Genomic DNA, 19,052 nt, shown 5'->3' on the forward strand with positions numbered 1-19,052 from the left:
CTTTCCATGACTAAGACGCTTTTTTGACACAGGAGAAACCCATGTCAACCAACAGCTTCGGGGCGAGAGCCACGCTGTCGGTCGGGGGTCGCGATTACGAGATCTTCCGGCTCGATGCGCTGCAGGCCAGATACGACGTCGCGCGCCTGCCCTTCTCGCTGAAGATCCTGCTCGAGAACCTGCTCCGCAACGAGGACGGCGAGACGATCCGCGCGCAGGACATCGAAGCGCTCGCGACCTGGGACGCGAGCGCCGAGCCGAGCAAGGAGATCGCGTTCACCCCGGCGCGCGTGGTGATGCAGGACTTCACCGGCGTCCCCGCGATCGTCGACCTCGCCGCGATGCGCGACGCGATGAGCGCGATGGGCGGCGATCCGTCCAAGATCAACCCGCTCGTCCCCGCCGAACTGGTGATCGACCACTCCGTCCAGGTCGACGAGTTCGGCACCAGATACGCGTTCGAGCACAACGCCGAGCGCGAGTTCGAGCGCAACGAGGAGCGCTACGCGTTCCTGCGCTGGGGCCAGACCGCGTTCGACGGCTTCGACGTCGTCCCGCCCGACACCGGCATCGTGCACCAGGTCAACCTCGAGTTCCTGGCGCGGACCGTCTTCGTACAAGAGGGCGGCCCTGACGGGCAGTCACCGCGGGCCTACCCCGACACGCTCGTCGGCACCGACTCGCACACGACGATGATCAACGGCCTCGGCGTGCTCGGCTGGGGCGTCGGCGGCATCGAGGCCGAGGCCGCGATGCTCGGCCAGCCGATGTCGATGCTGATCCCGCAGGTGATCGGGTTCAAGCTGACGGGCGAGCTGCCCGAGGGCGCGACCGCGACCGACCTCGTGCTGACCGTGACCGAGAAGCTGCGCGAGCGCGGCGTCGTCGGCCGCTTCGTCGAGTTCTACGGCGCCGGCGTCTCCGCGCTGCCGCTGGCCGACCGCGCCACGATCGGCAACATGTCGCCGGAGTTCGGCTCGACCTGCGCGATCTTCCCGATCGACGCCGAGACGATCCGCTACCTGCAGTTCACCGGCCGCAGCGCCGAGCAGGTCGCGCTCGTCGAGGCGTACGCGAGAGAGCAGGGCCTCTGGCACGACGCCGACGCCGAGGAGCCGACCTTCACGGAGACGCTGTCGCTGGACCTCGCGACCGTCGTGCCGTCGATCGCCGGCCCCAAGCGCCCGCAGGACCGCGTCGCGCTGTCGGACGCGCAGTCGTCGTTCCGCGACGCGCTGAAGGGCTACCTCCCCGAGCAGGACGGCGAGGACGACGCGCTGGAAGACACGTTTCCCGCCAGCGATCCGACCGCCTCGCAGGAGCCCGGCAACGGCGACGCCCCCAGGCACGGCCACGACCACCTGCACACCGCGCACGCGGCGACGACCGCGGTCGCGACGAACGGCAGCGCGGTTCCCGTCACGCTCGCCGACGGCACCGAGACGACGCTCGACCACGGGCACGTCGTGATCGCCGCGATCACGAGCTGCACGAACACGTCGAACCCGTCCGTGATGCTCGCCGCCGGCCTGCTCGCGCGCAACGCCGTCGGACGCGGCCTCAGAACGAAGCCGTGGGTCAAGACGTCGCTGGCGCCGGGCTCGAAGGTCGTGACCGAGTACTACGAGCGCGCGGGCCTCACGCCCGACCTCGACGCGCTCGGCTTCAACCTCGTCGGCTACGGCTGCACGACCTGCATCGGCAACTCCGGCCCGCTGCCGGAGGCGATCTCGAAGGCGATCAACGAGAACGACCTGGCCGCGACCGCGGTGCTGTCGGGCAATCGCAACTTCGAGGGGCGCATCAGCCCCGACGTGAAGATGAACTACCTCGCGTCGCCGCCGCTCGTCGTCGCCTACGCGCTCGCCGGCTCGCTGCACGTCGACCTGCTGAACGACCCGCTCGGCGAGGACCAGGACGGCAACCCCGTCTACATGAGAGACATCTGGCCGTCCGCGGCCGAGGTCGCGCAGACGGTCGAGCAGGCGGTCCAGTCGGACATGTTCCGCAAGAGCTACGACGGCGTCTACGCCGGCGACGAGCGCTGGCGCGGGCTCGAGGTGCCGACCGGCGACAAGTTCGCCTGGGACGACAACTCGACCTACGTGCAGAACCCGCCGTACTTCGTCGACCTGCCGCGCGAGCCGCAGCCGATCACGGACATCGAGGGCGCGCGCGTGCTGGCGCTGCTGGGCGACTCCGTCACGACCGACCACATCTCGCCGGCCGGCGCGATCAAGCCGGACTCCCCGGCCGGTCGCTACCTGCAGGAGCACGGCGTCGAGCGCAAGGACTTCAACTCCTACGGCGCGCGCCGCGGCAACCACGAGGTGATGATGCGCGGCACGTTCGCGAACATCCGCCTCAAGAACCTGCTCGGCGGCGGCACGCTGCCCGAGGGCGGCAACACGTACTACCTCGGCGGGGACGGCGAGCCCGAGGCGCTGGCGATCTACGACGCCTCGATGAAGTACCAGCAGCAGGGGATCCCGCTCGTCGTGCTGGGCGGCAGGGAGTACGGCTCCGGCTCCTCGCGCGACTGGGCCGCAAAGGGCACCAACCTGCTCGGCGTGCGCGCGGTGATCGCGCAGAGCTTCGAGCGCATCCACCGCTCCAACCTCGTCGGCATGGGCGTGCTGCCGCTGCAGTTCAAGGACGGCGAGTCGGCGCAGTCGCTCGGCCTGACCGGCTACGAGACGTTCTCGATCGCCGGCATCGCCGCGGGCGACACCGTCCCGCGCGAGGTCACGGTCAAGGCCGCGGGCGAGAACGGCGTGACGGAGTTCACCGTCACCGTCCGCATCGACACGCCGAAGGAGCAGCGCTACTACCGCAACGGCGGCATCCTGCAGTACGTCTTGCGCGAACTGCTGGCGACGGCATGACCGCGCGGGGCTCGCGCGGCAGGTCGCGCGAGCCCCGATCCCGCTGGCGCGTTAACACGCGCGTAGCGCACGGTGCCGCGTGACCAGTCAAGATCGCTCCTGCATGGATGCGAAGAGATGGCCACGCGGCCTCGCCGCTCTGGCGGCGGCCGTGGCGCTCGCGGTCCTCTGCACATTCGCCGCCGGCGCGAGCGCGGCGAAGCTCGACCTGCAGCGCTGCTCCAGAGCGAAGCACGACCCGACCCGCTGCGGGCGGCTGTCGGTCCCGCTGGACCGCAGCGGCGGCGTGCGCGGGCGCGTCAGCCTCAAGGTGCGCGTGCTGCCGTCGCGCACGCGCAGAGCGAACGGGACGATCTTCGCGCTCGCCGGCGGCCCCGGCCAGGCGGCCGCGCCGCTGATCATGCCGATCGCGCAGATGCTCGGCCCGGTGCTGAAGACGCGGCGGCTCGTCGCGTTCGACCAGCGCGGCACCGGCGGCTCCGGCCGGCTCAGCTGCCCCGGGCTGGCGCGGACCGTCACCGACGCGGCGGTCGAGCGCGCCGTCGCCGGCTGCGCGAAGCGGCTCGGCGAGCGCCGCATCGCCTACACGAGCGCGGCGTCCGTCGAAGACATCGAGGCCGTGCGGGCCGCGCTCGGGATCGACACAATCGTCATCTACGGCGTCTCCTACGGCACGAAGGTCGCGCTCGACTACGCGGCTCGCCATCCGCAGCACGTCAGCCGACTGGTGCTCGACTCACTGCTGCTGCCGAGCGGCTCCGACCCCTTCATGCGCACGACGATCGCCTCGATCCCGCGCGTCCTGAAGCAGCTCTGCGCCGACCGCGGCTGCCGCTTCACGCGCGACCCGACGGCCGACCTGCAGCGGCTCGTCGCCCGCATCGCCCGCAACGGACCGCTGCACGGGATCCGCTACGACGGCCGCGGCGTCGGGCGGCGGATCGCGATCAGGCGCGAGGACCTGCTGTCGCTGCTGATGGCGGGCGACTTCGACCCGCTCTCGCGCGCGCTCTTCCCGGGCGCCGTGCGCGCCGCGCTGGACGGCGACACGGCGCTGCTGGCGCGCCTGCTCGGCGCCGACGGCGGCGCAGACCTCGATCCCGTCAGCGACTCGCAGGCGCTCTTCGTCGCGACCTCGTGCGAGGACGGCGGCGTGCCGTGGCCGGCCGGAACGCCGCGCGACGAGCGCGCCGCGGCGACGCGCGCGGCGCTGCTGACGATCCCGCAGCGCGACCTCGCGCCGTTTGACCGCGCGACGCTGGCGCGCAGCCAGATCGGCTACTGCGCCGGCTGGCCGGAGTCGCCGATCGCGCAGCCGACGGCGCCGTTGCCGGACCTGCCGACGCTGATCCTGTCCGGCGACGACGACCTCCGCACGCCGCGCAGCGACGCGCTGACGCTGGTCGCGCAGATGCCCTCGGCACAGCTCGTGACGGTCCCCGAGGCCGGCCATTCGGTGCTGGGCGCCGACGTCTCCGGCTGCGCCGCGAAGGCGCTGCGCCGCTTCTTCCAGGGCAGACGCCCGCGTGACTGCACGTACAGGCCGCCGCGGCTGCTGGAGGCGGCGGCCCCGCCGCCGACGCGGCTGTCGGCGCTGCCGCGCTTCCGCGGCCTGCCGCTGCGGGCCGGCCGCACGCTGACCGCGGTCAACCTGACCTTCGGGCAGCTCGCGTCCGACCTGCTGTTCGGGATCTTCCAGACCGCCCTCGGCGAGGACCCGGGCAGAGCGTTCGCGATCGCCTTCGGCGGCCTGCGCGGCGGCCACGTGCGCTTCACCAAGCGCGCGCTGACGATCGCGGGCTACAGCTACATCCCCGGCGTGACGCTGAACGCGCGCGTCGCGGTCGACGACGACCCGGACGCGCCGCTGGTGATGCGGATCGGCGGCGCCGCGGCGGCGCACGGGACGCTGCGCTTCACGCAGACGCGGATCACCGGCACGCTCGGCGGCCACCGCATCTCGGTGCGGGTCAGCGACGGCGGCTCCGGTGAGCCGCGCGCCGAAGCGGGTTCGTCCGCGGCCGCCGACCCCCGCGTCGCCGCCGCCGCGCTGCGCTCGCCGGTCTCCCGCGCGACCCTGCGCGAGGCGCTCGCCCGCGCCCGTCGGCTTGCCGGCTCGCCGCTCGGGGAGCTGCCGCTGCCGGTCGTGCCGCCGGGGGCGTTGAGATGAGCCGTTCACTTGCCGTCTTGATCGTCATGCTGGGACTCGCGCTCGGCGTCGCAGCCGCTCCTGCCAGCGCGGATCTTGCGTTGGCTCCCTGCGGTCGCGGCGACGCCGGCCAGTGCGGGAAGCTGCGCGTGCCGCTGGACCGCAGCGGCAGGGTGCCGGGCACGCTCGACCTGCGCGTGCGCGTGCTGCCGTCGCGCAGCGCGATGCCGGTGGCGACCGTCTTCGGGCTGGCGGGCGGGCCGGGGCAGGCAGCCTCGCCGCTGGTCGAGCAGTTCGCCGACAGCTTCGGCGCGGCCGGGCGCACGCGCCGCTTCGTCGCGTTCGACCAGCGCGGCACCGGCGGCTCCGGGCAGCTGAGGTGCAGAGCGCTCGCGCGCTCCTCGGGCAGCTTGTCGGCCGTCGTGGGCGCTTGCGCGCGCGAGCTCGGCCCGGCCCGCGCGCAGTACACGACGGCGGCGTCCGTGGCCGACATGGAGGCGGTCCGCGCCGCGCTCGGGGTCGACAGAATCGTCCTCTACGCGACCTCCTACGGGACCAAGGTCGCGCTCGACTACGCGGCCGCGTACCCGCGGCACGTCGAGGCGCTGGTGCTCGACTCGGTCGTGCCGGCCGGCGGCGTCGACCCGTTCCAGCGCACGACGCTGGCGTCGATCGGCCGGGTGCTGGGCAACGTCTGCTCCGACGACGGCTGCCGCTTCACGCGCAACCCGCTCGCCGATCTGGCCACGCTCGTGCGGCGGATGGCGCGCGGGCCGTTCAACGCCCCCTACGTGACCGCGGAGGGCAGGCGCCGCACCGTCCAGCTCGGGCGTGCGCAGCTGTTCAGCCTGCTGCTCGCCGGCGACTTCTCGCCGTTCCTGCGCGCCGCGATCCCGGGCGCGGTCGCGTCCGCGCTGCGCGGCGACGGCGCCGCGCTGGTGCGGCTGGTGGGCGCGAGCCAGGGCGGGTCCGACGGCGGCTCCAGCGACGCGCTCTACCTTGCGACGACGTGCGAGGACGGCGGCGTCCCGTGGCCGCTCGGCACGCCGCTCGACGAGCGTCGCGCGGCCGTCGACGCCGCCGCGGGGGCGCTGCCGCAGCGCGCCTTCGCGCCATTCGACCGCGCGACCGTGCGCGAGCTCGGCCTCGCAGACATCTGCAGCGCGTGGCCGGAGTCGCCGGTCGCGCAGCCGACGGCGCCGCTGCCGGACGTGCCGACGCTGATCCTGTCCGGTGACGACGACCTCCGCACGCCGCGCGCCGACGCGCTCGCGCTCGGGGCGCTGCTGCCGCGCGCGACGGTCGTCGAGGTGCCGAACTCGGGCCACTCCGTGCTCGGCTCGGACCCGACCGACTGCGCCGAGCGGGCAGTCAACACGTTCCTGGCGGGCGGCACGCCGCGCAACTGCCGCCCCGCGCGCCGCGTCGTGGCGCCGGCGAGCCCGGCGCCGCGCAGCCTCGCCGCGCTGCCGGCGCCGCGCACGATCGCCGGCCGCCGCGGCCGGACGCTCACCGCCGCGCTGCTGACGTTCAGCGACGCGGGCGACCAGGTCAACGTGCAGCTGGCGGGCAACGGCCGCTCGAGCGGCGCCTTCGGCGGCCTGCGCGGCGGCAGCGCCGCGCTCGATCCCAGACGCGGGCTGCTGCTGCGCGACTACGCGTTCGTGCCCGGCGTGACGCTCAGCGGCTGGATCGACCCACGCGCCAGATCGTTCACGTTCGACATCGGCGGCCCGGCGGCAGCCCACGGCCGTCTGACGTTCTCCCGCCGCGGCGTCACCGGCAGGCTCGACGGGCGTCGGGTGCAGCTCGTGGCGGCGGCGTCAGCGTCGTCCGCAGCCGATGCCCCTGCCATCGTCCTTCGCTCTGCCAGAGCCGGCGCCGCCGGCCTGCGTCAGCGCGGCCCGCTCGCCCCCGCGCCGCTTTCGGGGCCGGCGGCGGGCCGCTAGTCTGAGCGCCATGCCGACGCCCGACTTCCTCCGCACGCTGCTGACTACGCCCGGTCCGTCCGGGTACGAGACCCCCGTCGCGAAGGTCTGGCGCGAGGCCGCCGGCGCCTTCGCCGAGGTCACGCACGACACGGTCGGCTCCTCGGTCGCGCGCGTGAAGGGGACCGCCGGCGGCCCGCTGACCGCGATCATCGGCCACATCGACGAGATCGGCGTGATCGTCACGCACATCGACGACGACGGCTTCCTGCGCTTCGAGGGCGTCGGCGGCTGGGATCCGATCATCCTCGTCGGCCAGCGCATCAAGCTGACGACGAAGGACGGCGAGCTCGACGGCGTGATCGGCAAGAAGCCGATCCATCTGATGAAGGCCGACGACCGCAAGAGCGTGCCGGAGCTGAAGGACCTGCACATCGACATCGGCGCCAAGGACGGCGACGACGCCCGCGCGCGCCTGCGGATCGGCGACGTCGCCGTGATCGCCGCGGAGCCGGTCGAGCTGCCCAACGACCGCCTCGTCTCGCGCTCGATGGACAACCGCCTCGGCGCCTTCGTCGCGTTCGAGGTCGCGCGCCTGGTCGCCGAGGCCGGCGGCGCGCCCGGCGACGTCGCGGCCGTCGCCGCGGTCCAGGAGGAGACGAACCTGGTCGGCTCGCGCACGAGCGTCTTCTCGCTCAGACCCGACGTCGCGATCGTCGTCGACGTCACCTTTGCGACCGACCAGCCGGGGATCTCGCTCGGGGAGCTGTCGAGACAGCCGTTCGGCTCCGGCCCGTCGATCACGCGCGGCTCGATGGTCCACCCGCTCGTCACCGAGCTGCTGATCGAGACGGCCGAGGCGAACAGAATCCCGTACACGCTGTCGGCCGCCGGCCGCGCGACCGGCACCGACGCCGATGTCGTCCACCTGACGCGCGGCGGCATCCCGACCGCCGTCGTCTCGATCCCGCTGCGCTACATGCACTCGCCGGTCGAGATGGTCCAGCTCGGCGACGTGCACGACACGGCGAAGCTGATCGCCGAGTTCACGCAGAAGCTGACGGCCGAGACGTCGTTCCTGCGCTAGTGATCCCGCTCCTGCTGCTGTTCGACATCGACGGCACGCTGCTCGCCGGCGCGACCGAGGCGCATGCGGCGGCGCTGCACACCGCCCTGCGCGAGGTCCACGGCCTGCACGAGGTCGAGCGCGAGCGCACGCGCGGGATCGACCCCGCGGGGCGGACCGATCCGGAGATCGCGCGCGCGATCCTGCTGGCGCACGACGTCTCCGCCGAGCGGATCGACGCGCGCGCCGACGACGTGCGGATCGCGGCGAGCGAGGTCTACGCGCAGACCTGCCCGGCGGATCTCAGCGACAAGGTGCTGCCGGGCGTGCCGGAGCTGCTGGCGCAGCTGGCCGCCCGCGACGACGTGCGGCTGGCGCTCGTGACCGGCAACTACGAGACGATCGCGCGCGTGAAGCTGCGCGCCGCCGGCATCGGCCACTGGTTCGACGGCGGCCCCGGCGGCTTCGGCTCCGACAGCGAGGACCGCACCGACCTGCCCGGCATCGCGCGCATGCGGGCCGCCGAGCCGAGCCCTCGCGGCGTTGCGGCGGCTGACCAGGGTGCCTGGGAGCTCCCCGCGACATCCCGCGGTGACGACCCGCCGTCGTGGAACTCCCAAAGCGCAGCACATCCGCGCGAGCGCGCCGTCGTGATCGGCGACACCCCGCGCGACGTCGCCTGCGCGCTGGCGGACGGCGTCCGCTGCATCGGCGTCGAGACCGGGCGCTTCAAGGCCGCGGACCTCCACGGCGCGACGTCCGTCGCCCCCGGCGCCCACGCTCTCGCCCCGCTGATCGACGCGCTCGTCTGAGCGCTACCTCGGCGTCGGGAACTGCTGGCGCATCGCGGCGTCCCAGAGACGGTCCGGAAGGAGTCTTCGCAACGGGATCGTCGTGCGCGCCGACGGCGTGACGACGACCCGAGTGGGGGCACGCCGTCGGTCGATCGCCTTCTCGATCGCCTTCGCGACACGATCCGGTCCGCCTCCGAAATGCCGCAGCGGACCTTCGTAGGCACCGGTTGTGACAGCGCCCACTGTCAGATTGAAATGACCATAGGGGTCGTCAGGGGAGGGCTCCGCATCCGCCAGCGAAGCGCTCGCCGCGGCCCCGAACTCCGTCGTGATCAGGCCCGGCTCGACGAGGATCACGTCGACGCCGAAGCCGGCGACCTCGAAGCGCAGCGCGTCGCTGAGCGCCTCCAGCGCGTACTTCGTCGCGTGGTACCAGCCGCCGCCGGGGAAGGTCAGGCGGCCGCCCATCGAGCCGAGGTTGACGACCTTGCCCCAGCCCTGCGCGCGCATCTTCGGCAGCGCCAGCTGGGTCAGGCGCGCGAGCCCGAAGACGTTCGTCTCGAACTGCCGTCGCACCGCCTCCAGCGGCACGCTCTCGACCGCGCCGCTCTGGCTGTAGCCGGCGTTGTTGACCAGCACCCCGATCGCGCCCACCTCGCGCTCGACCCGCTCCACCGCCGCGACCATCGACGCCTCGTCGGTGACGTCGAGGCTCAGCAGCCGGCAGCCGGCGTCGGCGAGGTCGGCGATCGCGTCGACCTTGCGGGCGCTCGCGTAGACGGTCCAGCCGCTGCCCGCCAGCCGCAGCGCGGTCGCCCGCCCGATGCCCGACGAGCAGCCCGTGATCAGCACAGCTCTCGAAACCTGTGTCATGGGCGCACCCTACCGGGGCGCCCATGAGCCGCACCAGCGCGAACCGCTAGCTGCGGACGAGTCTCTTGTACGTCACGCGGTGGGGCCGGTCGGCCTCCGCGCCGAGGCGCTCGCGGCGCTCTTCCTCGTACGCCTCGAAGTTGCCCTCGAACCAGCGCACCTGCGAGTCGCCCTCGAACGCGAGCACGTGCGTCGCGATGCGGTCGAGGAACCAGCGATCGTGGGAGATCACGACCGCGCAGCCGCCGAACGCCAGCAGCGCCTCTTCGAGCGCGCGCAGCGTGTCGACGTCGAGGTCGTTGGTCGGCTCGTCGAGCAGCAGCAGGTTGCCGCCGGAGCGCAGCAGCTTCGCGAGGTGGACGCGGTTGCGCTCGCCGCCGGACAGCTTGCCGACCTTCGCCTGCTGGTCGGTGCCCTTGAAGTTGAACCCGGACGTGTAGGCGCGCGAGCTCATCTTCTGGTCGCCGACGGAGATCTGGTCGTCGCCGCCGGAGATCTCCTGCCAGACCGTCTTCTCCGGGTCCAGCGCGTCACGCGACTGGTCGACGTAGGCGAGTCTGACCGTGTCGCCGACCTTGAAGGTGCCCTCGTCGGGTCTCTCCTGGCCGGTGATCATCTTGAAGAGCGTCGTCTTGCCGGCGCCGTTGGGCCCGATCACGCCGACGATCCCGCCCCGGGGCAGCTTGAACGAGAGGTCCTCGATCAGCAGCTTGTCGCCGAAGCCCTTGCGGACGTTCTCGGCCTCGATCACGACGTCGCCGAGGCGCGGGCCCGCGGGGATGTGGATCTGGACCTGGTCGAGCTTGACGTTGCGGTCCTCCGCGAGCAGCGCCTCGTAGGCGTTCAGGCGCGCTCTCGGCTTCGCACGGCGGGCGGAGGCGTTCATCCGCACCCACTCCAGCTCCTGCTGCAGGACCTTCTTGCGCGTGTTGTCCTGCCGCTCCTCCTGCGCCATCCGCTGCTGCTTCTGCTCCAGCCAGCCGGAGTAGTTGCCCTCGTACGGGAAGCCGCGGCCGCGGTCCAGCTCGAGGATCCAGCCGGCGACGTTGTCGAGGAAGTAGCGATCGTGGGTGATCGCCACGATCGTGCCTCTGTAGTCGCGCAGGTGCAGCTCCAGCCACGCGACCGACTCGGCGTCGAGGTGGTTGGTCGGCTCGTCCAGCAGCAGCAGGTCGGGCTGTCTCAGCAGCAGGCGGCAGAGCGCGACGCGGCGCTTCTCGCCACCGGACAGCGAGGCGACGTCGGCGTCGGCGGGCGGCAGCCGCAGCGCGTCCATCGCGGTGTCGAGCATCGTGTCGAGGTTCCACGCGTCGGCCGCGTCGATCTGCTCCTGCAGCCGCGCGAACTCGTCGGCGGTCTCCTCGGAGTAGTTCGCCGCCAGCTCGTTGAAGCGGTTGAGCAGGTCGCGCGTCTCGGCGACCCCGTCCTCGACGTTGCCGCGCACGTCCTTGGACTCGTCCAGGTGCGGCTCCTGCTCCAGCAGCCCGACGCTCGCGTTGGGCGCCAGCTGCGCGGTCCCGCGGAACTCTCTGTCGATGCCCGCCATGATCTTCAGCAGCGTCGACTTGCCGGAGCCGTTGTACCCGAGCACTCCGATCTTGGCGCCGGGGTAGAAGGAGAGGGAGACCTCTCTCAGCACTTCCTTGTCCGGCGGGAACAGCCGGGACAGTCTGTGCATGGTGAAGATGTACTGTGCGGACACGCCGTCGAGGATAGTGCGTGAGGCGCCATAGCACTCTGGCGCGGCCCGGACAAGCCTGCCCAGGGCGGTCCAGCGTCGCTAGCCTTGGTTCTTCATGGCCGCAGTCTTCGACATCGAGCAGGCAATCCTGCTGCTGGAGCTCGATCCCCCCTTCGACAAGCGCACGGTGCAGCTGGCGCGGCGCAGGATGGCGAAGGTCTGGCACCCGGACATCGCTCCGCCCGGCCGCCAGCACGAGCATCAGCGCCACCTGCAGGCGATCAACGAGGCCGCCGACCAGCTCGAGCAGCTCGCCGAGACCTCGCGCGGCGGCAAGGTCTCCGCCAACGCCGTCAAGGTCTCGGCCGCGGCCGCCCGCAGAGCGCGCGCCCAGGAGGGCCGCCGCGCCTACGAGGAGGCGCAGCGCCGCGCCGAGCAGGACGCCGACAGAGCCGAGCACGATCCGTTCGGCTCCCAGGCGCCCGCGCACTCGGTCGTGCACCGCTACGCGCGCTGCCTCTCCTACCCGGAGTGGGGCGTCGGCTCGGTCACCGGCATCTACTTCTCCGGTGACGGCGACGACGTGCAGCAGTGGGCGCGGGTCAAGTTCCAGCTCGGCGTCCGCACGATCCCGGCCGGCTCGCTGCAGTTCGTCGACTTCTCCAGACCGGACCCGGCCGCCGACCGCGTCCAGCGCTTCATGACGGCCGCCGCGCACGCGCTCGCGGAGGGCGACCCGGAGCTGGCCGCCAGACGGCTCGTCTTCGCGCGCGACTCGGCGCCGCGCGACCCGGTCGTGCTGCGCCAGCTGACCGTCGCCTTCTGGCAGTCGGGCAACCTGCCGGCCGCCGCGCGGACGGTGCGCGACTGGATCCGCGTCGAGGGCGAGCGGCCCGCGCCGCACCGCTTCGCGGCGCGCATCTACGAGGACATGCGCGCCTACGACCTCGCGCGCGACGCGGCGCTGAGGGAGACGAAGGCCGCGCCGACCGACGCCTCCGCGTGGGAGCGGCTCGGTCGCCTGCGGCTGCGGCTCGGCGACCGCGAGGGCGCGCAGACGGCGCTGGAGCGGGCGCGCGACCTGATGCCGACGGTCGAGGGACTGCTCGACCTCGCGCTCGTGCACCAGCTCAGCGGCGACGTCGGCGCCGAGGTGACCGCCTGCGAGGCGGCGACCGTGCTGGCGCCGGAGTCGTCGCCGGCGTGGTCGCGCTACGCCCACGCGCTCGCCCGCACCGACCGCGTCAGCGACGCGATCGCGGCCTGCGAGCACGCGATGGACCTCGGCACCGACGCCGAGGTCGCGGCGCTGCTGCTGACGCTGCGCGAGCGTCAGCCGCGCGCGCTGCCGGCCGAGAGCGCGGCGTGAGCGCGTCGGGACGTCGCGAAACGCGCCACTCCTCTAGACTCATTCAGGCCTTGGCGAGTCCGCCCGCGTGGTGTCGCCAGGAAACATGCGGGAGTAGCTCAATTGGTAGAGCACCGGCCTTCTAAGCCGATGGTTGCGGGTTCGAGCCCCGTCTCCCGTGCTTCAGGCAGCCCGAACAGTGGGCGCCCGGAGGGGGATCCGCCACGATATGAGTGACCAGCCGCATCTGCGCGCGGACAACCTGCTCGACGCCGTCGAGTCGACCCTGCGTGCCGTCGACACGGATGCGTTCCGCGTCGTCCCCAACCTGAGACAGGAAGACGCGACCGACGTCGGCGCGATCACACGCGATCGCGAGCTGGCGCCGCGGGCGCTCGCCGCGCTGCAGGCCGATCCCGCGATCGCCGCCGCCGAGCAGGAGCAGCAGCGCTTCCTGCTGAAGCTGTCCGACGCGCGCATCGCGGAGACCGGCGCCGGCCTGGAGGCGGGTCGCTTCACCGGCATGGAGACCGACGACCTGCTCGCCGGCGAGCGCGCGATCGTCGACTTCTGCGATCCGAACGCGACGAAGGCGCTGCACGTCGGCCACCTGCGCAACATCGCGCTCGGCGAGGCCGTCACGAGCGCGCTCAGAGCCGCGGGCGCGCAGGTCGAGCGCCAGAGCCACATCGGCGACGCCGGCCGCTCGATGGGCGAGGCAATCGCCGGATACGTCCGCTACGCCGCGCCCGGCACGCCCGCCGACGCGCACCGCAAGCCCGACCAGTTCGTCGGCGACCTCTATGCGCGCTACGCCAGGGAAGAGGGCCCGGTCGCCGACGTCGCCGACGGCGACGCGCCGGTCGCGCGCGACCTCGACGAGCGCCACGACCTCGCGCAGCAGCTGCTCAGCGGCCTGGAGCAGGACGACCCGGAGGCGGTCGCGCTGTGGAAGCGCGTGCGCGACTGGGCGGTCGAGGGCCAGAACGAGACGCTCGACCGGCTCGGCGTCCAGTTCGAGCGGATCCTCTACGACTCCGACCGCACCGCCAAGACGGCGGAGGTCGCCCGCCTCGGGATCGAGCGCGGTGTGTTCGTCAGAGAGGAGCGCGGGACGGTCGCCTACTACACCGGCGACGACTCGTACCCGGTGATGCCGCTGACGCGCGCCGACGGCTTCCCGACGCACCACCTGCGCGTCGTCGCGATGTGGCGCGACATGATGATCGACGAGGAGGGGGCGCAGCTGATCCACCTCTCCGGCGACGAGTGGAAGGCCCACGTCGAGCACACCGAGCAGCTGCTCGGCAGACTCGAGCCGACGCTCCCGGTGCTGCCCTCGCGCCACGTCCTGCACGGCATGGTCTCGACCGAGATCGGCGGCGAGCTGTCGTCCAGCAAGGGCAACGCGCTGCTCGTCGACGAACTGCTGGCGGAGCTGCTGGAGCGGCCGGAGCTGAAGGCGCTCGCGCGCGATCAGGCGCTCGTGTCCGCCGACGACCTCGTCGCGCTCGCGGTGCTCGGCTTCTGCCTCGACAAGCCGTTCGTGAAGGGCCTGATCCTGCCGCCGGCCGAGCGCCTCGTCGACCCCGAGCACAACAGCGCCTGGCGGATCGCGCAGGCGTGGGCGAAGGCCTGGGACCCGGCCAACGACGGGCCGGCCGACCCCGCTCCGCAGGACTCCGACTACCGCCACATCGTGCTGCAGTCGCAGGTCCACCGCCGCAACCTGGCAGTTGCGCTGGAGGCGTTCGACCTGCTCAAGTACTACCGCTACGTCGCGCACCTGAGCGAGTGGTACCTGGAGCGCGACGCAGACCGGCGCGTCGGTCGCGTGATGCGCGCGATCCTCTCCTGCGGGCTCGGCGCGCTCGGGCTCGTGCGGGCGGGCGGCGACGCGGCGCGCGCCGAGACGCTGCGCCGTGCCGAGGCCGCCACCGCCGCGATCAGATGACCGAAGCCACCGACGAGGACCTGCCATGACCGACGAGACGACCCCGACCTCCGAGCACGTCCTCAACGAGGTCGACACCTACGGCCCCGCGTACATGCGGATCGCCGAGCGGCTCGGCGGCTACGACAGCACCGCCGAGGACGCCGCCGCGATGGTGAGACTGCTGGGCCTGGCGCCCGGCACGACGGTCGTCGACGCCGGCTGCGGCTTCGGGCGCTACTGCGCCGCGCTGCAGGAGCAGGGGATGGAGGCGACCGGGATCGACATCTCGCCGGCCGCGATCGCGGAGGCCGAGAAGCGCAGCCCCGGCCCGCGCTACCTCGTCGCCGACCTGACGCAGCCGCTGCCCGCCGGCGTCGGCCCGTTCGACGTGATCGTCAACCTCTACTCGTCGTTCGGCTACGGCGCGACCGAGGCGGAGGACATGGAGATGCTGCGCGCCTTCCGCCGGCTCGTGAAGAGCGGCGGCCAGATCGTGATGCAGCTGTCGGACCTCGAACGTTCGCGCTTCCGTCTCAGAACCGACGAGGGCGTCGTCGTGCGCGACACCAACGGCGTGATCGAGACGCTCGACGTCGACTTCTCGACCGGCAGACTGCACGTCAGATACGAGCTCGACGGCGACGTCGTGCACTCGCGCATCCGCATGTACGAGAAGGAGGACCTGCAGCGGATGGTCGAGCAGGTCGGCTTCTCGGAGGTCGCGCTGTACGGCGACTTCGACGGCGCCGCCAAGCGCCCCGAGGACCGGCTCGTGCTGGTCGGGACGGCGACATGAGCGAGGACGTCGAGAACCTCAACGAGCTGGACGCGTTCGGCGCCGCGTTCATCGCGATGTCGGACAAGCTCGGCCGCTACGAGGAGACCGAGCAGGAGTGCCGCGACATCGCGACGCTGCTGTCGCTGGCCCCGGGCGCGCGCGTGCTCGACGCCGGCTGCGGCTTCGGCCGTTCCGTCGGCGCGCTCGCGAGACTGGGCTACGAGGCGGTCGGCGTCGACATCTCGCCAGCCGTGATCGCGGAGGCCGAGAAGCGCAACCCGGGTCCGACCTACCTCGTCCACGACCTGACGAGACCGCTGCCCGCTTCGGTCGGCGCCTTCGACGCGATCGTCAACCTCTACTCGTCGTTCGGCTACGGCAAGACGATCGAGGACGACCAGGCGGTGCTGAACACCTGGCACGCGGCGCTGAAGCCCGGCGGCAAGCTCGTGATGGAGCTGTCGGACATCGAGCGCACGCTGCACCGCCTCGGCCCGCTCGGGACCGTCGTCGACCGCGAGGACAACGGCGTCCACGAGCACCTCTACGTCGATCCCGAGACGAAGATCCTGCACGTCACGTACACCGCCGCCGGCAGATCGCTCGAGGTCGAGACGCGCTACTTCGAGGCCGACGAGCTGGCCGCGATGGTGGAGGCCGCCGGCTTTCATGACATCGCCCGCTACGGCGGCTTCGATGCCCACCCGAAGCAGCCGGACGACCGGCTCGTGCTGGTGGCCACGGCATGACGAGCACCGACACCAGCAGGCGCGTCGCGGTCGTCGTCGACGCCTACTCGACCGGCTCCAGACTCGCCCCGCGCTTCATCGCCGAGGGGCTCGACGTCGTGCACGTGCAGAGCAACCCGAACGAGTCGCCGTTCTACATCGACCGCCTGCGCACGCAGGACTTCGTCGAGAACGTCGTCCACCACGGCGACCTCGAGGCGACCGCCGCGGCCGTTGCCAGATACGCCCCGGCCTTCGTCGTCGTCGGCTCCGAGCCGGGCGTGCGGTTGAGCGACGCGCTCAGCGCGCGGCTCGGGCTGCCGTCCAACGGCACTGAGCAGAGCGAGGCGCGGCGCGACAAGTCGGTCATGGCCGACGCCGTCCGCAGAGCGGGCCTGCGCGCCGTCCAGGAGCTGAAGACCGGCGACGTCGACGAGGCGATCGCGTGGGCGCAGAGACGCGGCGACTGGCCCGTCGTCGTCAAGCCGCTGGACTCGGCCGGCACCGACGGCGTCTCGCTGTGCGAGACGCCCGACGCGATCCGCCGCGCGTTCACCGACGTGCTCGGCCGCCCCAACGCGCTGCAGGGGGCCAACGAGCAGCTGCTGGTGCAGGAGCTGCTGCGCGGCACGCAGCTGTTCTGCGACTCGATCTCGTGGGACGGCGTGCACCACGTCTCCGAGGTCTGGCGCGACACGAAGATCCGCATCCAGGGCAACCTCGCCTACGACTTCGAGGAGCTGCTCGCCTTCCGCGGGCCGCAGCAGGACCTCGTCGTGCCGTACGTGAAGGACGTGCTCGACGCGCTCGGGATCAGGTACGGCCCGGCGCACACCGAGGTGATGCTGACGGCCGACGGCCCGGTGCTGGTCGAGTCCGGCGCGCGCCTGCACGGCTCGATCCGCGACGACGTGATCGACCGCTGCACGCCGTCGCACGTGACCGTCACCGTCGACGCCTACCTGCGCCCGGAGACGGTCGCCGAGCGCGCGAAGCGACCGTACGAGCTGGCGAACGCGTCGCGCTGCGTGATGCTGATCTCCCACCAGGGCGGCCGCGTCGTCTCCGACGCCGGCATGCGCGCGGTCGAGGCGCTGCCGTCGTACGCCGGCTCGATCTCGATGGCCCAGCCCGGCGACGAGATCACCCCGACGGTCGACCTCTTCTCCTGCCCGGGGATCGTCTACCTCGTCGACCCCGACCGCGACGTGCTGCTGCGCGACTACGAGGCGCTGCGCGCGATCGAGCGCGAGGGTGGGATCTTCGAGGTCGAGCCCCCGGTCGCCGCCTAGCGTCGTCTCGCCGCGCCTGGCGGCGTCCTCGGTCGCTCATGGGCTGGCGCCCACTACGGCTCCCTGCGTCCTTGCCAGCCACGACGATACTTCCGCTACGCGGTGACCGGTAACGCCGGAGGGCCCCGCTCGCGCGGGGCCCTCCGCCGTTCAATGAGGGATGTTGCTCGCGCTCAGAGGTACGCGATCGAGGTCGGGATTCCTCCGAGCTCGTCGCGGATCTTGAAGACCGCCGGGGCGATCGGCGAGTCCTCGCGCCAGCCGTACTGGTCCAGGATCGCCTGGACCTGGTCCTTGCTGTCGGCGGAGACGACCTCGCGCTCGAGCGTCGCGCAGAGCTGGTGGACGCCCTCGATCACACGGGCGGTCTCCCACGAGATCGTGCCGTCCTCGTGCACGTCCAGGTAGCCGTTGCCGGCGAGGAAGCTCAGCTCGACGCAGGCGGCGCCGGCGTCGCTCCAGTTCCACGGGCCGCGGCGGACGTAGTGCAGCGCCTCGGCGAGGTAGACGGCGACCATGTCGTCGGCCGTGCAGCCGGCCAGCTCCAGCCACGTCGGCGTCAGCGACATCGCCGTGCCGTAGGCGTCGGCGATCGCCTCCTGCAGCGAGTACCACGGCTCGTGGCCGACGTCCTTGGGCCCGACCTTGCCGGCGCGCGGGGTCGTGACCGCGTGGGCGATGTCGTGGCCGCGCATCCAGGTGATCAGGACGTTGCGCAGGTCGATGCCCTCGGTGGGCTTGTGGCCCTTCAGCAGCTTGTCGCCGAGCGGCTTGGAGATGTACTCGTAGCGCAGCCCGTAGACGTTGCGGAAGAGGATCGTCTTGTTGTAGACGTCGCCGTAGCCGGCGCCCTCGTCCTCGGGCAGGAAGTAGGCGAAGTGCTTCGGGAAGGCGTTGGACTCGCCGCCCATCGCGATCAGGTCGGTGATCTGCATCGCGAAGACGCCGCTGACGGTCACGTCGCTCGTGCCGGTGCGTCCGTTGACCTCTTCCAGCACGGCGGTCGAGGAGGCGTCGAGCGCGGCGATCAGCGCGTCGCCCTCGGCGTGCGCCGTCGCGATCGCGACGGAGTGCAGGGGCGTGCGCGTCTTGTTGCGGAAGGTGCAGACCGGGCCCGCGATCACCGTCAGGTTCTGCGGCGTCGTCAGCTCGGCCTCGGTGTGCGCGATCGCCTTGTCGTGCGTCAGCTCGCCGAGCGCGACGGCGCGGCGGCGGACGATGTCAGCCTGCTCGGCCGAGACCGCGTCGGTGTCCGCGATCTCGCTCATCAGTCGGGCCGAGGCATCGGCGAGCAGCTGAGCATGATCGTCGTTGGTGAACGACCCGTCGAGCCCCTGCAGCGAGCGCAGCGCGTCGCCGAGCGCGGCCAGCTGGCGCAGCTGGGGGAGCAGCGGCTGGACGTTGGCCGGGACGGCAGGGTCGAGGTCGACCGCGGTCAGCGCGTGGATGTCGCGCTCCGGCCAGATCAGCGGCGCGGGAACGGTGGTCGTGGTGGTGCTATCGGCGGTGGCAGACATGGGTCTGGATTTCTCCTGAGATTCGTCGAAAGGACTTGCTGACAGATGACTGATGGGCCTGCCGCTCGCGTCTGGCC

At 72.2% G+C, this 19,052-nt stretch carries 13 protein-coding genes and 1 tRNA gene; 11 read left to right on the forward strand and 3 right to left on the reverse strand.

Annotation, left to right across the window (positions count from 1 at the left end):
* The first annotated feature begins 41 nt into the window (after positions 1-41).
* The 5 genes from Q7L65_RS15490 (at position 42) to Q7L65_RS15510 (ending at position 8,840) form a co-directional block, all read left to right on the forward strand.
* Entirely contained in the window at positions 42-2,885 is a 2,844-nt protein-coding gene (locus Q7L65_RS15490) for an aconitate hydratase (protein WP_304722387.1), read from the forward strand.
* Positions 2,886-2,988: 103 nt separating this feature from the next.
* Positions 2,989-5,055, forward strand: coding sequence for an alpha/beta fold hydrolase (locus tag Q7L65_RS15495; protein ID WP_304722388.1), 2,067 nt, complete (start codon positions 2,989-2,991; stop codon positions 5,053-5,055).
* Positions 5,052-6,983, forward strand: coding sequence for an alpha/beta fold hydrolase (locus Q7L65_RS15500; protein WP_304722389.1), 1,932 nt, complete (start codon positions 5,052-5,054; stop codon positions 6,981-6,983). The genes Q7L65_RS15495 and Q7L65_RS15500 overlap by 4 nt, the downstream gene beginning before the upstream one ends.
* 10 nt (positions 6,984-6,993) lie before the next feature.
* The gene (locus tag Q7L65_RS15505; RefSeq protein ID WP_304722390.1) at positions 6,994-8,049 is read left to right on the forward strand and encodes a M42 family metallopeptidase; all 1,056 of its coding nucleotides are present in this window, start codon (positions 6,994-6,996) and stop codon (positions 8,047-8,049) included.
* The gene (locus Q7L65_RS15510; RefSeq protein ID WP_304722391.1) at positions 8,049-8,840 is read left to right on the forward strand and encodes an HAD family hydrolase; all 792 of its coding nucleotides are present in this window, start codon (positions 8,049-8,051) and stop codon (positions 8,838-8,840) included. Before Q7L65_RS15505 ends, Q7L65_RS15510 begins: the two co-directional genes overlap by 1 nt.
* 3 nt (positions 8,841-8,843) lie before the next feature.
* Here the strand turns inward: Q7L65_RS15510 and Q7L65_RS15515 are convergent, their stop codons facing one another.
* Together Q7L65_RS15515 and ettA are read right to left on the reverse strand one after the other, a co-directional pair.
* Positions 8,844-9,695: an oxidoreductase gene (locus Q7L65_RS15515; protein WP_304722392.1), complete on the reverse strand. Its 852-nt coding sequence runs from the start codon at positions 9,693-9,695 to the stop codon at positions 8,844-8,846.
* A gap of 46 nt (positions 9,696-9,741) precedes the next feature.
* Entirely contained in the window at positions 9,742-11,397 is a 1,656-nt protein-coding gene (gene ettA / locus Q7L65_RS15520; protein ID WP_304722393.1) for an energy-dependent translational throttle protein EttA, read from the reverse strand.
* Between the two features lie 94 nt (positions 11,398-11,491).
* Here ettA and Q7L65_RS15525 point away from each other — a divergent pair, with 94 nt between their 5' ends.
* The 6 genes from Q7L65_RS15525 (at position 11,492) to Q7L65_RS15550 (ending at position 17,458) form a co-directional block, all read left to right on the forward strand.
* On the forward strand, positions 11,492-12,745 hold the full coding sequence (locus Q7L65_RS15525; protein WP_304722394.1) for a lipopolysaccharide assembly protein LapB: 1,254 nt from the start codon (positions 11,492-11,494) through the stop codon (positions 12,743-12,745).
* An 87-nt stretch (positions 12,746-12,832) separates the two neighbouring features.
* Positions 12,833-12,905: transfer RNA gene (locus Q7L65_RS15530), tRNA-Arg, on the forward strand.
* 48 nt (positions 12,906-12,953) lie between these two features.
* Positions 12,954-14,678, forward strand: a complete 1,725-nt coding sequence (gene argS, locus Q7L65_RS15535) for an arginine--tRNA ligase (RefSeq protein WP_304722395.1) — start codon at positions 12,954-12,956, stop codon at positions 14,676-14,678.
* A gap of 25 nt (positions 14,679-14,703) precedes the next feature.
* Positions 14,704-15,456 carry a bifunctional 2-polyprenyl-6-hydroxyphenol methylase/3-demethylubiquinol 3-O-methyltransferase UbiG gene (locus tag Q7L65_RS15540; RefSeq protein WP_304722396.1) on the forward strand — a complete coding sequence of 251 codons (753 nt, stop codon included), beginning with the start codon at positions 14,704-14,706 and terminating at the stop codon, positions 15,454-15,456.
* Complete coding sequence (locus tag Q7L65_RS15545) at positions 15,453-16,187, forward strand: bifunctional 2-polyprenyl-6-hydroxyphenol methylase/3-demethylubiquinol 3-O-methyltransferase UbiG (RefSeq protein ID WP_304722397.1); 735 nt, start codon at positions 15,453-15,455, stop codon at positions 16,185-16,187. Before Q7L65_RS15540 ends, Q7L65_RS15545 begins: the two co-directional genes overlap by 4 nt.
* The gene (locus Q7L65_RS15550; protein WP_304722398.1) at positions 16,184-17,458 is read left to right on the forward strand and encodes a hypothetical protein; all 1,275 of its coding nucleotides are present in this window, start codon (positions 16,184-16,186) and stop codon (positions 17,456-17,458) included. The genes Q7L65_RS15545 and Q7L65_RS15550 overlap by 4 nt, the downstream gene beginning before the upstream one ends.
* A gap of 173 nt (positions 17,459-17,631) precedes the next feature.
* Here the strand turns inward: Q7L65_RS15550 and Q7L65_RS15555 are convergent, their stop codons facing one another.
* Positions 17,632-18,975, reverse strand: coding sequence for a hypothetical protein (locus Q7L65_RS15555; protein WP_304722399.1), 1,344 nt, complete (start codon positions 18,973-18,975; stop codon positions 17,632-17,634).
* Between the last annotated feature and the right edge of the window lie 77 nt (positions 18,976-19,052).

It is taken from the genome of Conexibacter sp. CPCC 206217 (assembly GCF_030646165.1).
Lineage (GTDB): Bacteria > Actinomycetota > Thermoleophilia > Solirubrobacterales > Solirubrobacteraceae > Conexibacter.